The 25365-nt window shown below is 36.4% G+C and carries 14 protein-coding genes; 13 read left to right on the top strand and 1 reads right to left on the bottom strand.

Translation table 11 applies throughout. The annotated features are described in order from the left end of the window. Positions 1-55: 55 nt before the first annotated feature. From AP058_RS13420 to AP058_RS13360, 12 genes are all read left to right on the top strand, one after another. On the top strand, positions 56-1522 hold the full coding sequence (locus AP058_RS13420) for an SGNH/GDSL hydrolase family protein (RefSeq protein WP_066311878.1): 1467 nt from the start codon (positions 56-58) through the stop codon (positions 1520-1522). Between the two features lie 234 nt (positions 1523-1756). Beyond that, a complete protein-coding gene (atpD, locus tag AP058_RS13415) occupies positions 1757-3268 on the top strand; it encodes a F0F1 ATP synthase subunit beta (protein WP_066311874.1) in 1512 nt (503 codons plus the stop codon). Positions 3269-3297: 29 nt separating this feature from the next. Next, positions 3298-3579: a F0F1 ATP synthase subunit epsilon gene (locus AP058_RS13410; protein WP_066311873.1), complete on the top strand. Its 282-nt coding sequence runs from the start codon at positions 3298-3300 to the stop codon at positions 3577-3579. A gap of 179 nt (positions 3580-3758) precedes the next feature. Beyond that, positions 3759-4901: a pyridoxal phosphate-dependent aminotransferase family protein gene (locus AP058_RS13405; RefSeq protein WP_066311871.1), complete on the top strand. Its 1143-nt coding sequence runs from the start codon at positions 3759-3761 to the stop codon at positions 4899-4901. Positions 4902-5276: 375 nt separating this feature from the next. Beyond that, positions 5277-6140 (top strand): TraB/GumN family protein, encoded by an 864-nt coding sequence (locus tag AP058_RS13400; protein ID WP_066311869.1) that lies wholly within the window; start codon positions 5277-5279, stop codon positions 6138-6140. Positions 6141-6147: 7 nt separating this feature from the next. Then, positions 6148-6651: an RNA polymerase sigma factor gene (locus tag AP058_RS13395; RefSeq protein WP_066311866.1), complete on the top strand. Its 504-nt coding sequence runs from the start codon at positions 6148-6150 to the stop codon at positions 6649-6651. Next, complete coding sequence (locus tag AP058_RS13390) at positions 6641-7255, top strand: hypothetical protein (protein ID WP_066311863.1); 615 nt, start codon at positions 6641-6643, stop codon at positions 7253-7255. The genes AP058_RS13395 and AP058_RS13390 overlap by 11 nt, the downstream gene beginning before the upstream one ends. A 54-nt stretch (positions 7256-7309) precedes the next feature. Further along, complete coding sequence (gene bioD, locus AP058_RS13385; protein ID WP_066311860.1) at positions 7310-7927, top strand: dethiobiotin synthase; 618 nt, start codon at positions 7310-7312, stop codon at positions 7925-7927. A gap of 166 nt (positions 7928-8093) precedes the next feature. Next, entirely contained in the window at positions 8094-9365 is a 1272-nt protein-coding gene (bioA, locus tag AP058_RS13380; protein WP_066311858.1) for an adenosylmethionine--8-amino-7-oxononanoate transaminase, read from the top strand. 271 nt (positions 9366-9636) lie between these two features. After that, the gene (locus tag AP058_RS13375; protein WP_066311855.1) at positions 9637-10800 is read left to right on the top strand and encodes a beta-ketoacyl synthase N-terminal-like domain-containing protein; all 1164 of its coding nucleotides are present in this window, start codon (positions 9637-9639) and stop codon (positions 10798-10800) included. A gap of 939 nt (positions 10801-11739) precedes the next feature. Further along, positions 11740-14811, top strand: a complete 3072-nt coding sequence (locus AP058_RS13365; protein ID WP_066311849.1) for a T9SS sorting signal type C domain-containing protein — start codon at positions 11740-11742, stop codon at positions 14809-14811. An 829-nt stretch (positions 14812-15640) separates the two neighbouring features. After that, complete coding sequence (locus AP058_RS13360) at positions 15641-20680, top strand: T9SS sorting signal type C domain-containing protein (RefSeq protein ID WP_066311846.1); 5040 nt, start codon at positions 15641-15643, stop codon at positions 20678-20680. A gap of 82 nt (positions 20681-20762) precedes the next feature. Here the strand turns inward: AP058_RS13360 and AP058_RS13355 are convergent, their stop codons facing one another. Continuing rightward, positions 20763-21245 (bottom strand): regulatory protein RecX, encoded by a 483-nt coding sequence (locus AP058_RS13355; RefSeq protein ID WP_066311843.1) that lies wholly within the window; start codon positions 21243-21245, stop codon positions 20763-20765. A 200-nt stretch (positions 21246-21445) separates the two neighbouring features. Between AP058_RS13355 and AP058_RS13350 the strand changes: the two genes are divergently transcribed. Beyond that, a complete protein-coding gene (locus tag AP058_RS13350) occupies positions 21446-25291 on the top strand; it encodes a T9SS sorting signal type C domain-containing protein (protein ID WP_082706664.1) in 3846 nt (1281 codons plus the stop codon). Positions 25292-25365: the final 74 nt, after the last annotated feature.

Genomic DNA, 25365 nt, shown 5'->3' with positions numbered 1-25365 from the left:
TTCGCTCAAAAAATAAAAGTGAGAAGATTTATCTTTAAAAAAAAATCAACAAATGATGATAAAAAATTTCAAATGGCTGTTATTGGTTTCATTAACTTTTGCAGCTTGTAATAGTGATGATAATTCGGGCGAAGTTCCAGAAGTTCCAGTTACACCTGGCTCAGCAGTCTTTACTAATTATGTGGCTTTAGGAGATTCTTTTGCTGCGGGATATAGTGATGGCTCTCTGTTTGTAAGAGGTCAAGAAGGAGCTTATGTAAATATCTTGGCACAACAATTTGCTGCTGCTGGAGGTGGTACTTTTAAAACGCCATTCATGAACGATAATACAGGTGGCTTATTATTGGGTGGAAATGTAATTACAGCTCCTCGTCTTTACTTTAACGGTCAAGCGCCCGTTACAGTAAGTGGTATGCCAACAACGGAAGTGACAAAACATCTAACAGGTTCGTTTAATAACTTAGGCGTTCCCGGAGCAAAAAGTTATCATTTGGTTGCTCCTGGTTATGGTAATGTGGCAGGTGTCGCTAGTGGCGCAGCAAATCCGTATTATGCTAGGTTTGCTAGCTCGCCATCGGCCACTGTTTTAGGTGATGCGGTTGCGCAAACTCCAACATTCTTCACTTTATGGATTGGTGGAAACGATGTTTTAGGCTACGCTACTTCGGGCGGAATTGGAAAAGATCAAACAGGTAATTTAAACCCAGCTACGTACGGTGGAAACGATATCACAGATCCAAATGTTTTTGCTAATGTGTACAAAACAGTAGTAGACAATTTAACGAGCAAAGGTGCAAAAGGAGTTATCGTAAATTTACCCTATGTAAGTACGTTACCTTATTTTACAACTGTTCCTTACAATCCAGTTCCGCTTGATGCTGCAACAGCAACGCAGTTAAATACAGGCTATGCTACTTATAACGGAGGGTTGCAAGCGATGGTTGCTAATAAGTTACTTACAGCGGAGGAGGCAACTAGAAGAACAGTCACTTTTAAAGCAGGCGCAAATGCTGTGGTTTTGGTAGACAGTTATTTGACAGATTTGTCTGGATTTGGAGTGCCTTCTTACCGAATGGCAACCAAAGAAGATTTATTAGTTTTGACTTCAAGAACAGTTATTGGAACAACAGTTGGGAGTGATCCATCAAAAATAAATGGAGTTTCAGTTCCTTTAGCTGATAATTGGGTTTTGACGAAAAATGAAATTGCCGAAGTAAAAAAAGCAACAGATGCCTATAACATCACAATCGAAGCAATCGCCAAACAAAAAGGCTTGGCATTTGTAGACTCTAAGGTCGTTATGAATCAATTGTCTAGTGGTGGAGTAAAATTTGGAAACTATACCATTTCATCAACTTATGTGACTGGTGGAGCATTTTCTTTAGATGGTGTTCATCCTAGTGCAAGAGGATATGCTTTAATTGCGAATAAATTTGTCGAAGCAATTAATACAACATATGGTGCCACATTACGCGCCGTAGATTTAGGAGCATATCCTATTCAATATCCTGCAAAATTGTAAAAAATATCATTTTATTAATAAGAAAGCCACCCGTTTGTAAAGCGTGGTGGTTTTTTTGTGGTAATTTTAAAAGAAATACGAGACGAAACGTGCGCTAAATTTAAATTGTTCTAAAAAAACTAGCAGATTTTACAAAAAAAATATTGATTTTAGATTTTAAAAAATTATCTTTGCGCACTGAAAAAAGAGGTATTTTCGTTAAACCTAAATAGCTATTTAATAAATACATAAGTAATGTCAAAAGTAATCGGAAAAGTTGCCCAAATCATTGGACCAGTAGTTGATGTTGTTTTCAACGGAAAAGATGTTGAACTTCCTAAAATTTATGATTCATTAGAAATCACTAAAAAAGACGGAACATTATTAGTTCTTGAAGTACAATCTCACATCGGAGAAAATACAGTACGTACGATCTCAATGGACTCAACAGATGGTTTGAGCAGAGGATATGAAGTAGTTGGAACAGGAAATCCTATCCAAATGCCAATCGGTCCAGACGTATATGGAAGATTATTCAATGTAATTGGAGATGCAATTGATGGTTTAGGAAACTTGCCAAAAACAGGTGAAAACGGAATGTCTATTCACAGACAAGCTCCAAAATTCGAAGATTTGTCAACTTCATCTGAAGTTTTATTTACAGGAATCAAAGTAATCGATTTAATTGAGCCTTACTCAAAAGGAGGAAAAATTGGATTGTTCGGTGGTGCCGGAGTTGGTAAAACAGTATTGATTCAGGAGTTGATCAACAATATCGCAAAAGGTCACGGTGGACTTTCAGTATTCGCAGGAGTAGGAGAAAGAACGCGTGAAGGAAATGACTTACTTCGTGAGATGTTAGAGTCAGGAATTATAAAATACGGTGACGATTTCATGCACTCTATGGAAAATGGAGGATGGGATTTATCTAAAGTAGATATGCCAGGAATGAGAGAGTCAAAAGCTACTTTCGTTTTCGGACAAATGAATGAGCCACCAGGAGCTCGTGCTCGTGTAGCACTTTCTGGACTTTCTATCGCTGAATATTTCCGTGATGGAGCTGGAACTGATCAAGGAAAAGACGTATTGTTTTTCGTTGATAACATCTTCCGTTTTACACAAGCAGGTTCAGAGGTTTCGGCTCTTTTAGGTCGTATGCCTTCTGCAGTAGGATACCAACCAACATTAGCAACAGAAATGGGTGCAATGCAAGAACGTATTACTTCTACAAACAAAGGATCTATTACATCGGTACAGGCGGTTTACGTTCCTGCGGATGATTTAACTGACCCGGCACCAGCAACAACCTTTGCTCACTTAGATGCAACAACAGTATTGTCTCGTAAAATTGCTGAATTAGGTATTTATCCAGCGGTTGACCCGTTAGATTCTACTTCAAGAATTTTGACTCCTCAGATATTAGGAGATGAGCATTATGACTGTGCACAAAGAGTTAAAGAAATTCTTCAGAAATACAAACAGTTGCAAGATATTATCGCAATTCTTGGTATGGAAGAATTATCTGAAGAAGATAAATTGGCTGTTTCTAGAGCGCGTCGTGTACAACGTTTCTTGTCTCAACCGTTTCACGTTGCTGAGCAATTTACAGGATTAAAAGGTGTTTTAGTTGACATTAAAGATACAATCAAAGGATTTAACATGATTATTGATGGTGAATTAGATCACTTACCAGAATCAGCTTTCAACCTTAAAGGAACCATCGAAGAAGCTATCGAAGCTGGAGAAAAAATGTTAGCTGAAGTTTAATATAATTTATAACTCATAACCAAAAGAAAATGATTTTAGAAATTGTATCACCAGAAGCAACCCTTTTTTCAGGACAAGTAACTTCGGTTACATTGCCAGGAGTAAACGGAAGTTTTCAAATATTAAACAACCACGCACCAATTGTTTCAATTTTGAGCAGTGGATTAGTAAAGATTGCGGCGCCAAGTTTCACTTTTACTAAAGAGGTTCTTAATAAATTCGCTAAAGTAAGCGATCAAGAGTATACTATTACTATTGAATCGGGTACAGTCGAATTGAAAGACAATAAAGTAATTGTTTTAGTTGATTAAAATAATTCAATTTATATAAAAAGCCAGACAGTGATGTTTGGCTTTTTTTTTGAAGCTATTCCAGCTGTTCAGTGTATCTATTGCGTGCGCCGCGGCGCACACAATAGCATTCCGCTTCCATCTGGGCTAAAAATCAAAATTAAATCAGAAATTAGGCATTAAATACTAACTTTACCAGTATGAAATTACCCGAAAATCTCAGTCAAAAGTTAATGCAGCGCGAGCAAACAAACGCCTTACGTCAATTGCCACAACCAAACGCTTTAATTGATTTTTCGTCTAATGATTATATTGGCTTTTCAAAGAACGCCACAATTTTTAATAAAGCGCATCAATTTCTAATTGAGAACAACTGCATTCAAAATGGCGCCACAGGGTCCCGATTAATTTCTGGGAATCATTATCTCTATGAAATCGCAGAAGTAGAAATCGCTAAGTTTCATGAGTCAGAGGCTGCTTTGTTGTTTAATTCGGGCTACGATGCCAATGTTGGGTTCTTTAGCGTTGTGCCGCAGCGTACAGATGTTATTTTGTACGATGAATTGTGTCACGCTTCAATTCGGGACGGAATTTCCTTATCCAAAGCCAAATCATACAAATACGAACACAACGACTTTGAAGACTTAGCTCGTTTACTTCTAAAATTTAAAACTAGCAGTACAAATATTTATGTCGTTACAGAAAGTGTTTTTTCTATGGACGGAGATTGCCCAAACTTAGAAGAGTTGGTCAGTCTTTGCGAAAAACATGAAGTTTACGTAGTCGTTGACGAGGCACATGCTTTGGGTGTTTTTGGAGAAAGCGGCGAAGGTTTGCTTCAAAGTATACAATTGCACGAGCGTATTTTTGCACGAATTATGACTTTCGGTAAAGGATTGGGTTGTCACGGCGCGGTTATTTTAGGTAGTCAAGAACTACAGTCGTATTTGGTTAATTTTGCGAGAAGTTTTATCTACACAACAGGTCTGCCGCCGCATTCGGTCGCCACTATTTTAACGGCTTATCGACAATTAGTTTTAGAGAAAAATTCGATCAAAAAATTACGCGAAAATATTGTCTTTTTCAATCAGCAAAAAAAGCTCATGAGCTTGCAACCGATGTTTGTTCGCAGCAAGTCGGCTATACAATCTGCAATAATTCCGGGTAATGAAAAAGTCAAAGAGGTTGCGCAGCAAATGCGAGAGCAAGGTTTTGATGTAAAGGCTATTTTGTCACCAACGGTGCCCGAAGGACAAGAGCGACTTCGTTTTTGTTTACACGTTTATAATTCTGAAAAAGAAATTACTCGAATTTTAGAGTTACTACTGAAGCTGCTTTTTTAACAAGTGGTACTTTATATTGATTTTATAAAAAGGCTGTGACTATAAACGCGTCTATTTTTTTAAGTTTTTTAAATTTCCTTTCATTTTTTGTAACGTTTTGATTATTTGCGTACTTACGACACGTAATCAAAAAACAAGCAGTTTGAAAACATATTCAAAATCATTAAAAGTAAAAACGTGGGCAATTATATTTATTTTTCTAAGCTCCGCAGAACTAGTTTATTCTTTAGTCAACCAATTTGTATTAAATAAGCCAAACACTTCACTACTCTTAATTTTTGGGTGCTTTTTTTGGATGCTGGAATACAAAGAAATAGATACCAAAACTAACTAGAGGTTTCAATAAATCAATCAATAACTTTAATCAATCAAAAAATGAAAAACGCAATTAAATTAGTGATTTCAGTCCTTGTACTATTTTTAAACTTTCAAACACAAGCACAAAATAAGGAAATACCATTAGAGAAGTCACTATTATGGGAAGTCTCAGGGAACGGATTAAAAAAGTCATCATTTATATATGGAACCATTCATATGATTTGTGCTGCCGATTTTTTCATCACGGATCAAACAAAGAAGGCGTTAGAGTCTTCGGGTCAATTGGTTTTAGAAATTAATCTTACCGATCCCAAAGAAATCGACGCAATGCAAAAAGCAGTAATGGGAAAAGAAGGACTTAGCAGACAGTTAACAAGCGAAGAGTTGTCTCGTCTTAGCGCTGTTTTAAATAAAACAACTGGAATGACTATTGCGCAAGTAGATAACTATAGTCTAGTTACTGTTATGAGTTTAATCGTGGCAAAGGCTTTTGGTTGCGCAGATTTAAAATTTTACGAAATGGATTTTATAGAAAAAGCAAAAGAACATAAAATTTCGGTTAATGGACTAGAAACAATGGATTCTCAGTTAGAAACTTTGAAAAATGCTTATACTAATAGCGAAATGATTGGGATGTTGGAAGAGTCAAATAATGTAGATATGAAAAAATTTGTGACCCTCTATAAAGAAGAAGATATTGCTGCATTGTTTGAATCAACTACAGATCCAAAACTCATGAATACGAAAACCCAAGAATTTATGTTAGATAAAAGAAATAAAAATTGGGTTGCAAAATTGCCAACTTTAATGCAACAACAACGTGTTTTTGTAGCTGTTGGAGCAGCGCATTTGGCCGGTAAATCTGGTTTAATTAACTTGTTGAAGGAAGCAGGATATGTTGTTAAACCAGTATTGAAGTAGTATTGTTTTGAGAGAAAAAGAGCAAGAGTTTTTGAGTCGAATGGAAGTGCATAAAGGAATTTTATATAAAATTTCGAAGATGTATATGGACAATGCTGATGATCAGCAAGATTTGTTTCAAGAAATCATTTGTCAGCTTTGGAAGTCATACGATACTTTTAGAAATGAAAGCCAATTCTCTACTTGGATGTATCGAGTCGCATTAAACACCGCGATTGTTTTTCTCAAAAAAGAAAAGCGCAAAGTAGATAAGTATCCAATTGCTACAGAAAACATAAAAGAAGACGAAAGTGATTCGGAATTAAAAGAAGATCAGATGAAGCACTTCTACACGGCTATACAAAAACTTGAGAAAATCGATAAAGCAATCCTATTCTATCAATTAGAAGGTTACTCGCATAAAGAAATAGGTGCTAATTTAGGAATATCGGAAGGAAATGCGAGGGTGAAATTAAACAGAGCAAAAGAAAAATTAAAAGAAATTATAAAAGATCAAGGTTATGGATTTTAAAGATGTACAAGATGCCTGGAACAAAGAGACCAATGAAAAGATTAAACTTCCAACTAATCTAGAAAAAATACAGACAGCAAATACGCCTCTGGATAAGATTAAAAAGAATCTTAAAAACGAATTAATTTATCAAACTCTTTCGGTTCTTTTTATAGGATTTGTGCCTTTTACACATGATTTCCCTTCCCAAACAATTGTTCCTTTTTACCTCTTATTTAGTATTTTTTTGCCCGTTTGTGCCTATTACTTAATAAAATTGCTTCGATTTTATAAAAGGTTGTCAAAAATAACATTGAAAACAAAAGACAGCTTATACGAAACCTATTTTGACATCAGACTCAATATGGAACTTTACAAAACATTTGGTTTCGCACTTACGCCATTTTTAACTTTGTACCTAATTGGCATGATGTACTATCAGTTGTCGCAGAAAGTAAATTTTCAAATAGCAACAGTAAGTGATTCGCTTTTAATATCTCTGTTTGCAATGATAATAATTTCGATTTTGGCAGTAGGTCTGCTTTTAGAATGGTGGGTACATTATTTTTATGGAAAATATGCCAAAGAGATTCGGAAACTTTTAGACGAATTAAAAGAAGAATAATAATTAAAGCCGATCGTAAGGATCGGTTTTTTACTTTTGTAAAAAATTAAAATAATGAAAATCTTTATAACAGGAATTTCGACCGATGTGGGAAAAACAATCGTATCGTCTATCGTTGTTGAATCGCTTGAAGCGGATTATTGGAAACCAATCCAAGCCGGAGATTTAGCGCATTCGGACACGCATAAAGTACAAGCAAGGATATCCAATTCTAAATCGCAATTTCATGCCAATAGTTACGCTTTAAACACGGCAGCAAGTCCGCATTTAGCTGCTGAAATTGACAATGTAACAATTGATTTAGCGCAGATTAAAGAACCCGAAACTCAAAACCATTTAGTTATTGAAGGTGCCGGTGGATTGTTTGTTCCTTTAAATGATCAAGATTTTATTATCGATTTAATTCAACCCAACTATAAAGTGATTGTGGTTTCACGCCACTATTTAGGAAGTATCAATCATACGTTATTGACTATTGAAGCACTTCAAAATAGAGGTTTTCAAGTGGCAGGAATTGTCTTCAGTGGAGATGAAAATCAAGCAACTGAAGCTATTATCTTAAATTCAACCCAAATAAAATGCATTGGAAGAATTGAGGAAGAACCTTATTTTGATAAAAATGTCATTAAAGAATATGCGGATTTATTTAGAGAAAATTTGCTAGGTTTGTAGAGTGAGGAGTAAGTAGTAAAAAGTAATTAGTAAGGATTCATACTACTACCGTTTGTTTCTTAATACTTATTTTCCTCATGGTTTTTTATATTTCTTTGCTTCTTGTGTCTATCTTCTTTACTCTATTCTCTTTCCACTGTCCTCCTAAATCTTTTATCTTTGCAAAATGACTTCAACAGAAAAAGATAGCCAATACCTTTGGCATCCGTATACACAACACAAAACTGCTCAGTTGCCAATAACCATTGCTCGTGGCGAAGGTGCTTTGCTTTGGGACGAGAACAATAAGGAATACATTGACGCAATTGCTTCTTGGTGGGTGAATCCTTTTGGCCACAGCAACCGTTTTATTGCTGACGCCATCTATAAGCAACTCACCACTTTAGAGCATGTTTTATTTGGAGGTTTTACCCATCAGCCCGCTATTCAAGTCGCTGAAAAGTTGATTGAAATTCTGCCTAGCAATCAGCAAAAAATATTTTTTTCGGATAATGGTTCTACTGCGGTAGAAGTCGCGATTAAAGTGGCTTTGCAGTTTTTCTTTAATAAAGGAGAAAAAAGGACAACTATTATAGCTTTTGAAGATGCTTTTCATGGCGACACTTTTGCAGCAATGGCAGCAAGCGGAATATCATTCTATACGCAGGCATTTCAAGGAATGTTTATCGATGTGGTTCGGATTCCAGTTCCCGTAAAAGGTAAAGAAAAAGCAAGTTTTACTGCTTTAAAAAACGTGATAGACAATCATAAATGTGCGGGATTCATTTTCGAGCCTTTGGTTCAAGGAGCCGCAGGAATGGTGATGTATGAGCCTGAGGCATTAGCTACCTTAATCGAAATTTGCAAAGAAAATAAGGTTTTGACAATCGCGGATGAAGTGATGACAGGATTTGGAAAAACAGGCAAAACATTTGCCATGGATTATGTAAAAGAGCAACCAGACATGATGTGTTTGTCGAAGGCATTAACTGGCGGAACGATTCCGATGGCCATAACTACTTTTACCCAAGAAATATTTGATGCTTTTTACGATGATGACATCAATAAAGCTTTATTTCACGGACATACATTTACTGCTAATCCAACAGGTTGTGCAGCAGTTTTGGCCAGTGTGCAATTGTTGCAAAAACCCGATATGCAAGCCAATATAAAAAGAGTAAATGAAAGACATTTGGCGTTTCAAAACCACATTAAAAACCATCCAAAGGTTACAACTACTCGTGTTTTAGGGGTTATTTTTGCTCTGGAAATTAAATCAAATTCGGATGAAAGCTATTACGGTTCAATGCGGAATAAACTCTACAATTTTTTTATTGAGAAAGGTGTAATTTTGCGTCCCGTTGGAAATATTGTGTACATTTTGCCGCCATACATTATTAGTGACGAGCAATTAGAAAAAGTATATGCTATTGTTGAAGAAGCAGTAGAAATGGTTTAAAAGTATTTCGTTTTTAATTTCGAAACGATAAACAAAAAGTAGAAGCAGAGATTCGGTACATTTTTACGCTGCATTAATTTACTGTTAACTTATATTTTTTTGCCACAGTTTAAATTAACTAAAAGGATTTAATCTGTGGCAAATTTTAATTTTTCTAACAAATTCATTTTTGAGAATTTCAGCCTTACCAAACATTCTCACTATGAGATTTTTTTTTGAGGTATAATGTGAAATAAAATTCAAGCTGCTTACCTTTGCCAAAAATTATATTTTGAACACTCCAAAAATTGCGATTACCTCTTTTGCTTCTATTTCTCCTTTAGGAAATACTTCCGAACAAGTGTGGGAAAACTACAAAAACAAAAATCATTGTTTTAGTTCTCAGTTTTTAGACAAGCAAGAAACAGTTGTTGGTGCTTTGAGTGAGAATTCAAAAGATTTAATAGATGCAATTCGTTCTTCAGATTCCAATTATAAAAGCCTGGATAATTCGGTTTTATTTGCTTTGTATGCGTCGAGACAAGCGGTGCAAAAAGCGGGTTGGGTTAAACGTTCTAATTTCGGAATTAACATTGGTTCTTCCAGAGGAGCCACCGACTTATTCGAAAAACACTTTCAGGAATATTTAGAATCTGGAAAAGCACAAACTTTAACTTCGCCAACTACTACTTTAGGAAATATTTCTTCATGGATTGCGCATGATTTACAAACTGAGGGACCTGAAGTTTCACATTCTATTACGTGTTCAACCGCATTACATTCCTTATTAAATGGGGTGGCTTGGTTGCGTGCCGGAATGGCTGACCAGTTTTTGGTTGGTGGAAGCGAAGCACCTTTGACGGATTTTACGATTGCACAAATGCGAGCACTCAAAATATATTCGCGTGCAAAAGTAGATCAAGATTCTTGGCCCAACTTAGCTTTAGATTTAAATAAAAAGCAAAATACCATGGTACTGGGTGAGGGGGCAGCGGTTTGCTGTTTGGAAATTGGCGAAAAAAACAACGCTTTGGCTTATCTAATAGGTGTAGGTTATGCCACTGAAATTTTGGAACATAATATCTCGATTTCCGCCGAAGCAACTTGCTTTCAAAAATCGATGAAAATGGCATTAAAAGAAATACCGCTTGAGGAAGTGGATGTCATTGTGATGCACGCGCCAGGCACTATAAAAGGGGACTTAACGGAATACAAAGCCATCCAAAAAGTATTTGGAAAGCATTTGCCATTATTAACTTCGAACAAATGGAAAATAGGACATACATTCGGAACTTCGGGAATGTTAAGCATAGAACTAGCTTTACTAATGCTGCAAAACAATCAGTTTATCGGAGTTCCTTTCTTCGAGCAAAAACAAACTAAGGAGATTCAGAAAGTACTTATAAATTCTGTTGGATTTGGTGGAAATGCGGTTAGTGTTTTGCTTGGTTTATAAATTTCACGAATATTTTATTTGTCGGTTTATTAAGTACTTAAATTAAAGATATAGATCTCCTTGTTTAGGACATTGGTAGCGCTAATACATTTTTCTACTTTTTTATTTTGCCTTCTTCTTACGAAAAAAAATCGTGTTAAATTAGCTACAAATAATACGATTGTAATTAGGTAAATACTTATAAAAAATAATTATGATACGTTTTTTTTGTCGTTCATCGATAACTATTGCCGTTGAACGATTATAGAATGGCTTTTGACTTACGATCTTTTAAAAGCGGTATTTTTGCACCTTAATTAATGCTTGGAGTATTTCATACTTTAAATTTTTAATCTTTGACTCAAAATTTAATTGTAATGACGTAATTGTTTTTGGCTAGTAGGTAACTATTCGTTAAAAATTAAGACTGTTTGTAAAAGTTAATTTTGGTGTAGCTAGCAGGCATTTATAAAAGAAATTTTAGTTGATAAACATGTTTTGTGCAATGGCAAGAATTAAAAATACCGTCATATGCCTCAAAAACGATAAGTATATGATAAAAAAACTACTCTTTATATTATTTTGTTATTACTCTTTTATGCCAACTACAACGGCTCAAGTTGTTAATTATAGCTTTATTAAAGCTATAGACATAAATCATAAATTGAATAATTCTTCTCTAATAATTTTAGGCAGTTGGGATAACAAGTTTACTTTGTCGCGTTTTCCAGTAAGCTTGACCTTTAAATGCACTAGTGTTTCATGTAACGGTCGCGGTATAAGTAACGCTTCAATTGTCGAAATAACCTAGTAAACAGCAGCAAACAAATGTTGGTGGTGCCTGTTTATTTAAAAAATGGAACAGCAGCAATTCGCAAAGTATTGTTTTAAGTCACCATTCAATAGTACAACAATAATAAATTTTTTTTTTAATAAAAAGTCATTTAATGGCGCTCAATCATGCAAAATTTTACCAAGTCATCTTTACCCCTATTTATCTTATTGTTATTATTTTTTATAACCAATGCCGTTCAAGCACAGAGCGCTGTTGACAGAATTTATACGGACTGGGGAGGCTATTGGACTGCGAATGCTGCAACAGGCTCAGACAATCGTCCCGATTCTGAAAATAATTTAACTGCATTTCAATGGAATGGTAAAACCTATTCAACTGGCGTAAATGACAGCCGATTGATCACAGAAAAGGTGGCGTTTGACGCGCACAAATTTAGAGCATTAAAAATTCAGGATATTAAACGGGGGAATTCAACATTTTTTCTGCAAGGCGCAATGATTGATGAAACCAAATCAGCAAGCATTTTAACTCCGGCTTTGACCGGTGCTGTTGCCACATCAGCAGAAATGGTTGCACGACTTACTGACGGAATTAATGGACTCGCCTTGGGGACTGGTATTGCAAATATTGGAACTAGCAGTGTTTCTTTTAAAATTGGAACTGACAATTTAAATCTAAACGGACTAAATGATGGCATACCTGACTTAATTGTAACGCAGGTTGCACTGCCAGGTGGAGCCGATGTATTTAAGTTTGTAGATGCTCTAGGCAAAACTGTTGGAGACCCAGTTACCATCGCTTTTCAAGGTGTAAAGGTGGTAGGTTCTTACAGTTTAGATATTTTTGATTCGACAGATGGCAAGCCAGCTAATGGATTTATTTCAAATGAAGTACGGGACATACGAATTTTAGCCTACGACCTAAGCGCTTTTGGAATTACTGCTGCGCTCGCGCCTACTGTAGATCGTTTTGTAGTTACTTTTTCAGGGAGTTCAGATTGTGCTTTTATTGCTTTCAATGCAAATTCTTTAAAATTAGCACAACTAGATTTGGTTAAAAAAGCAAGTTTAGTGAGCTGTGGAAAATTAGGAGATAAAATCACATACGATTTCGAAGTCACCAATACTGGAGATGTACCATTGCGAAACATTACTGTGGTTGACCCAAAGTTGGGAACGACTGCAGTGGGCACTATCAGTACCTTAAATGTGGGAGCAAAAGTTACCTTTACGGCAAACTATACGATCACTGCAGCCGATGTGGCTCTGGGATATGTTTCTAATAGTGCAAAAGTCACCGCAATAGATCCGTCTGACAATTTGGTCGAGGATATTTCGGGTCAGACAATTAATAATGATGTTGCCACAGTAATAAATTTACTAACTCCGCCTACCATAGGAGCAATTACTGCTGTTACTTGCAGCATTCCAGGATCTGTTCAATTGAGTAATTTGCCTGCTTCAGGAACTTGGAGTGTGGAGCGCTTACCAGGTAATGTAATTGTTAATGGAACAGGAGATACTAAGCAAATAAGCAATTTGCCAGCGGGAAAATATAGTTTCAGAGTGACCAATGAGACAGGTTGTAAATCACCTGCATCGGCAGAATTTGTGGTACCTGAAACGGTAACAAATAAATGGAATGGCACAAAGTGGTCTGACGGAACGCCAAATATCACACAAAACTTGAACGTCGAAGCAGACTTGAAAATTACCGCTGCGACCAATCTTACAGGTTGCAATTGCACGGTACAATCAGGTTATACGGTTACAGTTAACGGCGATGCTACGCTAACTTTACAAGATAAACTAACCAACAACGGGACAGTAATCTTTGAAAATAATGCCAGTTTGGTGCAAATTAATAATGCAATCAATAGCGGGAAAGTTACTTACAAACGCACCACAACGCCAGTTCGTAGATTTGATTTTACGTATTGGTCCTCTCCAGTTTCTAATTTCAAATTAAGCGATCTTTCGCCAAATACTTTGTCCGATAAATATTTAGCATACAACAATGCTTGGTCTATCAATTATAAGGGAACAGCAGTAATGCAAGCAGCTGCTGGTTATGCAGTTCGAGCACCACAAAGTTACAATCTTAACGAAGCAGCACCATTTACAGCAAGTTTTGAGGGTGTGCCAAATAATGGAGATATCCCATATGCTATAAAAGGAACTTGGAACCTAATTGGAAATCCTTATCCGTCGGCAGTTTATGCGGATGAATTTATATATAATAATACCAATTTATATGGGACCCTATATTTTTGGACACACAATTCTTCACCAGACGTGGCGATTGTAGGAAACGCAACCTACAATTATACGAGTGGCGATTATGCAAGTTATAACATCACTGGCGGTATTGGTAAAAATAGAGGAACAGCTGCTGCAACAGGCAGTTCTGAACCATTAGGATATATTGCGGCGGGGCAATCATTTTTTGTCGCAGCACAGCAAACGGTAGGGACCGTTTTATTTACCAATGAAATGCGCGTTGCAGGCAGGAACAAGCAGTTTTATAAAATGGCTAAGACAACGTCGATGGAGAAAAATCGAATTTGGTTAAACTTGACCAATGAAGATGGACTGTTCAAACAAATTTTAATTGGTTATGTAAGCGGCGCCACCAATGGCTATGATGCCATTTATGATGGGGTAACCTACAATGGAAATTCTTTTGCCGATTTTTATAGCATTAATGATGGTTCTCGTTTGGCAATACAAGGTCGTGCGGTTCCTTTTACAGCTGAGGAAATTCCTTTAGGTTTTAGTGTTAAACTGACCAAAAAACCTGCGGTAGAAAGTTCCTTTTCAATAGGTATTGATCACACCGATGGCAACCTGAATGAGCAACCGGTATTTTTGTACGACAACCAAACCAGCAAAACACACAATTTGCGCAAAGGCAACTACACTTTCAGCAGTGCCGATGGCGTATTTGACGACCGCTTCATTTTAAAATATGGTACCACTTTAGGAGTTGATGATTTCAACACTGAAAATAAAGTTTTAGAAGTGTATGTCAATAATAAAAAGATAACTATTGATGCAAAATTAGAAAGCATTAATAAAGTTACGATTTTTGACATTACAGGAAAATCAATTTACACCAAAGAAAACATAAACAATACCGTACTTGAAATTGAAAATTTAAAGATCAGCAATCAGGTCCTGATCGTTCAAACCATCCTCGAAAATGGCGCGACATCGAATACTAAAATTATTTTATAGGTTTATAGTATTTCACACAGATCAAAGATTTAACAGTATTTAATCTTTGCCTAAAAATAAAAAGGTCTCAGCCACAAATTGCACTAATTAACACGGAATCGTTTGTGATAATTAGTGCAATTTGTGGCTTGCTTTTTAATAGAATTCTGCACTTTGTAATTTTTTTCTGCTACAGATTAAAAGATTTAAAAGGATTTAATCTGTGATAATCTGTGAAATCTCTGTTTCAGATTATCACGAATTCCACCAATCAGCGCGAATCCATTTGTGCTATTAGTTCCGAAAAACAACTCCAATTAAAAATAGCAGTAATCGATAAACAATAAAGTCTGCGCCTCCTCAGCTACAACAACTCTAAGTTGTGATGAATAAATTTATGCCAGAAAGAAGTTACAATTGTAATTTTTAGAAAATTAATTTAGTTTTAAAAATAAAACTTCAATTGAGAAAAAAACTGCAGCAAAAAAGCACACCACCGAATCGCAATTGACTATCCGAAATTTATCAAAACCTTTATGATTATTGCTTCTGTTGCAAACAAGAATAAATTTTTGAAAATATAAATTCGCGTTCTCTTCATTCCAACAAAAAATGTTAGTTGTTAAACGTGGACTTAATACTTTATCTATTTTTAAAATATGTATTTTTATAAAATAACATGTGATTTTCAGTATGTTTACTATTAATATTCTCTGTTTTAAATTATTTACACATAAATTCTTGTTATTTTACATTATAATTCAACCAATAAATTGATATTGCAATAGATAATCCGTTTTTAATCGCGCATATTTATACTGGCTTTTAAAGATTTCTAATACTTATAAAGATGGATAAAAAACTACCTTTTTCAACAAATAGTTTAAATTTTCAGCATTTTGGTTTGCGAACTGAAAATAGCGGTCCTTTGCGCTCAAAATTGTTACTCGCTTTTGCATTATTTATAGTTTTTCAACTAAGCGGAATTGCACAGACCACTCATTATGCGAGGGTTAACGGTGCATGGAACGATGTTAATACGTGGTCTACAATTAACAGTGAAAGTGGCCCTGGTACAAGTTTTCCAATTGCTGGCGATATTGTTATTATTCAGGCTAATCGTACAATTACTGTTGGAACAAATGCCGCATGCGCTTCTATAAATATTATTTCCAATGGAAGTGCAGTAACTAATCTTATAGTAAATTCGGTATTAAATGTCAGCGGAATTATTACTTTACAATCAGATTCAGGCGACAGTCGATCAGCCGATATATCTGGTAGTGGAACACTCAATTGCGCTTCTGTGCAAATTGGCACAAATAATCCTCCAACTGGAGGATATGTTACGCGTCTAAATTTATTCACATCTCGAATCTCAAATTTTAATATTTCAGGCAATCTAAATATCTCGAGCTTTGCAGGATCTGGTGAAAAGAATGTAAGTAATGCATCTTTTAATTTGTCAAGTGGTTTATTAAACGTAGATGGAAAAATCACAATAACAGATGGCTCTATATATAACGAGTCTACTTTTACCACGGCACCGGCAACGGGCGCTCAAACTGGCACCTTGTTGTTGAGTAATGCTAATCCATTTAGCATCAGTGCTTTGGGTACAAAAAAAATTGAGCTTAATGGCACAGGTGCGACAGTAAATTACGACGGTGCAGGGCAAGCGATTCGTCCTACAGATTATACAAATCTTACAGTATCTGGATCAGAAAATAAAACCTTGGCTGCAACAACAACGGTATCAAATAATTTAACAATGAGCGGTACAGCAAAGCTAGCTCCAAGTGCTGCAAATATTATATCTGATGGTGCAAAAGTGATCTTTAATGGTGGGAGCTACGCAGCAGGAGGTTTTAGTGAAACGTTGGGAACCATTACTTTAAACGATAATTCGACCATCGATTTGCTTGGAACTTCAACAACTAATTTTGCGAACAGCAGTGCATTAACTTGGACAACTGGTAAAATTTTAACCATCAACGGCTGGACTAGTTCAAGCAAAATTTTTGTAGCAAATACAGGTTCCGCATTAACGACAACGCAACTTTCTCAAGTAAAGTTTCAAATCGGAGGTAGTTCCACAAGCGCTAAATTGCTTTCCACTGGAGAACTGCAACCAGAAGATTGCCCTACAACATACACAGTTACAGGGGTGCAAAATCCCACTGTTTGTGCGGGATCCACAATTCCAGTTACTACGTACTTTTACTCAGGCAATGTAACTGGAGTTACTGTTACTAATTTGCCCGCTGGAGTTACTTCCTCTATTGGCCCCAGCGGCGTAACGATTTCTGGTACTCCTACGTCGTCTGGAACTTATACACTTACAACTACGGGCGTTTGCGCTGGGTTTTCTGTGAGCGGAACAATTACTGTGAATCCTCTTGGTGCTATTGTTTATACGAGTGGCACGCAGGATCAAACAGTTTGTGCAGGAAGTGGCTATGCAACTACAGTTTATACGTATTCAGGTAGTGCCACAAATGCAAATGTAACCAATTTACCAACTGGATTAAATGCTGCTGTAAATACTACATTAAAAACCGTAACTGTTAGCGGTATACCGGCAGCAGGGGGCACCTATACAGTTACTGCCACTGGTCCTTGTGCCAATGTAAGTCGTACGGGGTCGGTGGTCATAAACCCTTTGGGAACAATAGTTTTAACTAGCGGTTCTCAAACTCAAACAATTTGTTCAGGAACTCCTTTTACGTCTACAATGTATACCTATTCAGGTAGTGCTACAAATGCAAACGTAAGCACTTTACCAGCTGGATTAACTTCTACGGTAAGTACTACCACAAAAACCGTAACTATTAGCGGTACACCTACATCAGCGGGAACTTATACAGTAACTGCAACTGGTCCGTGTGCCAATGTTAGTATTAGTGGTTCGGTATCATTTTATAGTACACAAATAAGCAATAACAAACTAACATTTACAAATGGAATTTCAGGTTCTGTGAGCGCTACCGCTACTGAAAACAGCACACCGGCTACTATTTCTGCTCCTGCAACGGCTTATTTTGCATCAGTGGATTTTGCAAGTTACGGAACGCCTACAGGTACAGCACCAAATTTTGCCATTAATCCTGCTTGTCATTCCTCAACTAGTCAAGCTGTTTCGGAAAGTTATATTTTAGGCAATAATTCTGCCACCATTCCAGCTAGTAATGCAGTATTTGGTGATCCCTGCTCAGGAACTCTAAAAAGAGTTTATATAACATCCTCTTATGCAGTAGCTATTTGCAGTGGGGCCGCTGTCACAATTAATGGTAGTACACCTACGGGAGGAGGAGGTAGTTTTACTTTTAAATGGCAAAGAAGCACAACTAGCGCAATTACTGGATTTGCAGATGCGCCTGGATCTAATACAACTGCAAATTATACATCAGGTACAGTATCGCAAACAAGTTGGTACCGAAGAGTAGTTACCTCATGCAATTTCACTAATACTTCGGCCGTAATAATGGTTAAAGTTAATCCTGTTTTTAGTGCAGGTGTAATAAATAGTACAGGACAAGTTATTTGCTATAACGGAGATCCATCCATCATTGGAAGTGCCACAGATGCTAGCGGTGGAGATGGAACCATTAGTTATAAATGGCAAGCAAATGGTGTAGACATTCTTGGAGCCACCTTAAAAAGTTATGATCCGCCAAGTGGCCTTACCACGACAACGACCTATACTCGTTTTGCGAAGGACAATATATGTAATACTGCATTTGTCCTTTCCTCGGGTTCGTGGAAAGTTACAATCACAAACCCACTCGCACCAACAACCAGTTCAACAACACAGACTTTCTGTGCAAATGCACTTTTATCGCCGAAAATTTCAGATTTAGTAGCTACTGGTAGTGGTTTAAAATGGTACAGCGCGCCATCAGGCGGAGTTGCTTTAGCATCGAATACAGTTTTAAGTGATGGAAGTTATTATGCGTCACAAACAGTTAGCGGTTGTGAAGGAACTGCAAGATTACAGGTTACAGTAATTATAAATAGTGTAGCAACCCCGACAGTTGGAGCGATTACCAATGTAACTTGTTCTGCTGCTTTCGGAACCGTAATTTTAAGCAATTTACCCACAGGATCATGGACTATTAATCAAAGTGGACCAATTAACACCACAATTCTAGGATCTGGTACTGCTTACACCGTGCCTAATTTATCAGCAGGATCATATACTTTTACAGTAACTACAAACGGTTGTACTTCTGCAGCAACAGCATCAGTAATTGTAGGAGATAATTCTTCAACAACCTGGAACGGAAATGCGTGGAGTAACGGAAGTCCAACTGCCACCAAAAATGCGATCATTGCGAGTGTTACACCCAATTCGCCTTTTGCAACAAACTTTACGGCTTGTGCGCTTACTATCAATGCGGGTGTAGTTGTAATTGTGCCTTCAGACTTGACCTTAACTATTACAAAGGGAGTTAATGTGACTACCGATAATGGCTTGGTATTTGAAAATAATGCGAGCTTGGTGCAAATAGAAGATGTGCAAAACACAGGAAAAATTACCTACAAACGCAATACGACGCCAATGCGCAGGTACGATTTCACCTACTGGTCATCTCCAGTTGCTGGAATGACATTAAACCAACTTTCGCCTAATACTTTGTATGACAAATATTTAAAATACAGCAATGGCTGGTCTGTAAGTGTGAATGGTGTAGAAACTATGAATCCCGCATCTGGTTATGCCGTGCGTGCGCCACAAAGTTTCGATCTTACGACAGCAACTGTTTACAATGCTGTTTTTGAAGGCATCCCAAACAATGGAACTATCGAATTTCAGCTCAACGGGACATGGAACTTAATTGGAAACCCTTATCCATCTGCAGTTTATGCCGATGAGTTTATTTATGGAAATCCCAATTTATATGGAACATTGTACTTTTGGGAGCACAATTCGCCACCTAGCACCTTGCAACCTGGCACGGCCACTTATAATTACAACAGTGGCGATTATGCAAGTTATAATATCACCGGCGGCGTTGGTACCAATTCTGGAACGGCGGCTGTAACAGGATCTAAAGCACCTTCTGGGTACATTGCGGCAGGTCAGTCATTTTTTATTGCTGCCGATGCAAGTTTGCCGTCTGTTTCTTTTAAAAATTATATGCGCCCACTGGGCCAAAATTCACAGTTCTTCAAAATGACTAGAAAGCCAGCTGTTGAGAAAAATAGAATATGGCTAAATCTAACCAATGAAGATGGGTTGTTCAAACAACTTTTAATAGGATACCTTAGCGGAGCTACCAATGCTTACGATATGGTTTATGATGGGGTAACCTATAATGGTAATGCCTATGCGGATTTTTATAGTATAAATAATGGTGCTAAACTGGCTATTCAAGGCCGCGCTGTTCCTTTTACGGATGAAGAAATTCCGTTAGGATTTCGCGCAAATTTGGCAAAAAAACCTGCTGTTCCTAATAGTATGTTTACTATTAGCATAGACCACACAGATGGTAGCTTAGACAATCAGTCGGTATTTTTATTTGATAAGGTTGAAAATAAAACGCACAATTTACGCAAAGGCGACTATAGTTTCTCAAGCGCAGACGGAACATTCGACGATCGTTTTGTATTAAAGTACACCAATAAAACATTAGGAGTAGATGATTTTCAACAGCAAAACAAAACGATAAAAGTATCTGTGAAAAATAAAGTCATAACTATTGATGCTACAACTCATACAATTGAAAAAGTATTGATTTACGATGTTTCGGGTAAAACAATTTATAGTAAAAGTAAAATCAATTCTTCAGTTTTTGAAATTGCTAATTTAAGAAGTAGTGATCAGGTATTGTTGGTTAAATTGCAATTAGAAAATGGTATAACGCAAACGACTAAAATTATATTTTAATATCAGTAACTTATTGAATTAAAAAAACCACTTGTATGCGCAAGTGGTTTTTTTTTACGACTTTTAATTAATTCTTTCCTTTTTACACTTCGTCTTTAGTAGAAGAAAGCATTTTCATCTTCTCATAAACGAGCGTACTTTCAAAACCTTTACGCAACAAAGCATCGCAGAATTTTTTACTCTTCTTAAGTTTATTTTTTTCTGAAATACCTTCCCATGTTTTCAATGATAAATTTTCAAACGTTTCGTAATATTCTTCTGAAGAAATTTCTTTCAAAGCTGTTGTAATATTATATGCCGAAATATGCCGGAATTTGAGCTCATTGACGATGCGCACTTTTCCCCATTGTTTTATTCTATGTTTTCCTCTCGCAAAACTACACGCAAAACGGGTTTCGTTTAAAAAATTATCACTAATAAGTTTAACAATCACTTGATCAATTTCGTCAGCAGTCATTTTAAGACTTTTTAGTTTAGACACTACTTCATCATGACAACGATCTTGGTAAGCGCAATAATGCTCTAATTTTTTTAGTGCTTGTAGTATGGTATAAGTTTCAGACATTTTTAAGATAAATAGAAAAGTTAAAAGTAAACATTGTTTGAGCGATTATGTAAAATGTCAAGATTTAAAATTAAAGAAGAAATATCACTAATTCAAGGTATTGTAAGATTTTTATTATTTTTATATTTTTGTGTATACTTTAAAAAGCTTCTGTTTAGCTTTTTCATTAAAATTACTACGTACCATTAAACTTATTACTATTGAAAACAACTTTACTTTTTCTGCTTTTATTTTTCTCCGCTTCTCATTCTCAAGCGCAACAAGGCAAATTAGATCCCACTTTTAATACTATAGACAATGGCTTATTAGGAGATGGATTCGATGGCGTCGTTCATTCTATCAGTTTACAATCGGATAATAAATTAATTGTTGGAGGTAGCTTTAATAATTTCAATGGAACTGCTGTTTCAAAATTTTGTCGCTTGGATGTAGAAGGTCAAATAGATGCAACATTTGTTACAGGAACTGGTTTTGATGGTAACGTACTTTGTGCCGCAGTTCAAACCGATTCACAAGTGATAATCGCAGGGAATTTCAAAATGTATAATGGCGCAGCCGTATCCAAAATTATAAAAACAGATGCAGTAGGTAATTTAGATGCAGCATTTACAGCGAACGTAGGACCAATTACTACTACAAGTAGTATTCATAGCATAGCAGTAGATCAAAATAATAGAATAATAATTGCCGGTACTTTTGCCAGTATTAAAGGTGTCACCGCAAATAAAATTGCTCGTTTACTTCCAAATGGATTGTTAGACTCTTCTTTTTTCGTCGGAACTGGCTCTTCCCATCAAGTCAATGTGGTAGCAGTTCAATTAGACAATAAAATTCTGGTTGGTGGTAATTTCACTTCGTTTTCAAGTTCAAGCAAAAATCACATCGTGCGTTTAAATGAAGACGGAAGTATAGATTCGACTTTTAATGTTGGAGATGGATTTGATACTAATGTTGAAACAATGGCAATTGCGAGTGATGGAAAGATTCTAGTTGGAGGAAGCTTTACAACTTACAATGGGATAACGGTAAATAGAATCGTTAGACTTAATACTGATGGTTCTTTAGATTCTTCGTTCACTTCGGGAAGCGGTTTTACTTCAGGGATTGTATATGCGATTAAATTGGATGGCAATGGTAATTGTATGGTTGGTGGAAGTTTTACGGGCAATTACAATGGCAGTGTCGTAAACAGAATTATTTTTTTAGACGATAACGGACAAGTGAAATCAAATTTCGATAATGGAGATGGCCCTAATTCTTCTGTTTTTTCAATCGCATCAGACCATACTAATTCATGGTATTTAGCTGGAAACTTCACTACTTATGACGCACTGAACCAAGGTCGAGTTACTAAGATAGATTATGATGGAGCATTAGATGGTGGCTATTTAACGCCAGGAGTCGGTTTTGATTTGGCAGTTTTAAAAGTAGTACCAGTAAGCGATAAAAAAATAGTAGTTGGTGGAAGTTTTAGAAAATTTAATGGCAGTACCATTGGCAAATTAATTCGCCTTACAGAAGAAGGCAATGTAGATTCGAGTTTCAATTTCGGAGAAGTTGGTTCGGATGATACTGTGCGATCTATTTTAGTCCAACCAGATGGCAAAATAATTGCAGGTGGAGCGTTTAAAAATTATAATGGAAATTCCGCTGGACGAATCATTCGCTTAAATGAAAATGGAAAAATAGACGGCAGTTTTGTGAGCGGTACAGGATTTAACAATCAAGTGTATATCATTAGGCGTCAAGATGATGGAAAGTTTTTAGTTGGTGGAAATTTTACATCATATAATGCTTTGCCCGCTAATAGAATTATTCGCCTTAATAGTGATGGTACGGTTGATATGACTTTTAATAGTCAAGGTGCTGACGCTTATGTGGAGCAAATTGAAGTGCAACCAGATGGCAAAATCATTGTTGGTGGACGATTTACTGTTTTTAACGGACTTACTTCTTCACGAATGATTCGTTTGAATGCCGATGGCTCTACAGACAACACCTTTACTATCGAAGCTGGTTTTGGTAATAATATTTATGCAATGGCCCTTCAACCCGATGGTAAAATTCTCGCTGGAGGTTCTTTTATTAGCTATAAGAGTGTTTCCCAAAAAAGAATGATTCGACTGAATTCAGATGGTTCTTTAGACGCAACTTTTGCCATCGGAACGGGATTTAGCAAAGGAGATATTCGAACCATCTTGCTACAAAAAGATGGAAGGGTTTTAGTTGGTGGAACGTTTACAGGAACTTATAATGGCACTCCGGTTTCTCGTTTAGTACGCCTTCATAAAAATGGAGGTATTGATCTCTCGTTCGAGAGTAGCTTAAATGGTACTTTATATAGCGTGGCAATTACTTCTGATAATAAGGCAATCATTGGAGGAAACTTTAATTCAGTTGCGGGAAAAGCAAAACATCGTGTGGCGCGTTTACGTTTGTGCACCAACAGTTCAACGTATTCTGAAATTTGGTCTAACGAACAAGCAGCAGACGGAATGGAACTTACTTTTGAGAAAGATTACGAATTTACGACATCAGTATATGCGTGCAGCTGCACTATTGCTCTCGGAAAGACAGTTACGATTGCTTCTGGCACTACGTTGGGATTATCGTTCGGTTATTCGGGTTTGGGAACATTAGTTATTAAAGACAAAGCAAGTCTCTACCAAGATGATGATGAGGTTATAAATACGGGTCATGCGGTCATAGAAAAAACATCAACCCCAATGAAGAATTTTGATTATACGTATTGGTCTTCTCCTGTTTTGAATCAGACAGCCAAAAAATTATCTCCAAATACTTTTCCAGATAAATATTATCGATGGCAAAAAGACTGGGTTTTTGATGATGGGACTATGCAAGCTGGAAAAGGATATATAATACGAGTGCCTAAACCAGGAGCATATGCAAACGGTGAAAAAGCTTTCGAAAATTCGGAACTTTATGAGCAAGGAGTTAAATTTAAAGGCATTCCGAATAACGGAAATATTATAGGAGAAACTACACTACCAGACGAATTCTTTTTAGTAGGAAACCCGTACGCATCTGCAATTAATGCCGATACGTTTCTGGACAAAAATGAATTTCTCAATGGCACCATTTATTTGTGGACGCACGACACGCCAATCACCCAAAGCAGTTCGTTTTATGTGTATACTTCAGCTGATTATGCGAGTTATAATCGTACTGGAGCTGTAATTACAGGTCCGAAAGGAGTTCCTCCTTCAGGAAAAATAGCTTCTGGCCAATCGTTTTTTACCTTTGCAAATGCAATAGGCACGATAAAATTTGACAATAGTATGAGACTAGTTGGTCAAAACAATCAGTTTTTCAAACCTAGTAAAAACAAGAAGGAAAATACTATTAGCGAGAGACATCGAGTATGGTTGAATTTAATGAACGAAGATGGAATATTTAAGCAATTGCTAGTTGGTTATGTAGAAGGTGCAACGAACAATTTTGACACTAGATTTGATGGAGTTAGTTTAAACGGAAATGCGCATGCAGATTTTTACACAATTTCAGGAAACAGAAACTTCACCATTCAAGGTAGAAGCTTACCATTTGAAATTGCAGATGAGGTTCATGTCGGATATATCTCTTCTATCGAAGGAAAATTTAGTATAGACATTCATAGTTCTGACGGAGATTTAGCCATTCACGCTATTTACTTAAAAGATAAAAAATTAAATGTCACTCATGATTTGCGAAAAAGTGGATATAGTTTTTCGACTGAAAAGGGAGTTTTTGACGATCGTTTTGTATTGATTTATGCAGATCAGACGCTAGGTATTGAGGAACAGACAATTGTTGAGAAGGACATAAAAATTAGTACGAGAAGTAAAACAGTTCAATTATTTGCTGTAGATACTATTATAGATGAAGTTGTGATTTATGATTTGTTAGGAAGAGAATTATTTCGAAAAAACGAAATTTCATCCACTGAATTTAGTTGGAATGGAAGTCAAATTCCAACTCAGGTTTTGGTTGTAAAAGTAGTTTTACAGAATAATAAAATCATGTCTCAAAAAGTAGTTTTGAAGTAATTCGAGATACTTGAAACAGGTTATAAGTTAAAATATCTATTTAGGATTGTTAAAACAAAGGACTTAACATACTG

The sequence above is a fragment of the Flavobacterium sp. TAB 87 genome (assembly GCF_001529295.1).
Taxonomy (GTDB): domain Bacteria; phylum Bacteroidota; class Bacteroidia; order Flavobacteriales; family Flavobacteriaceae; genus Flavobacterium.
Note: the sequence above shows the minus strand (reverse complement) of the source record. Positions and strands in the feature narration are given on the sequence as shown.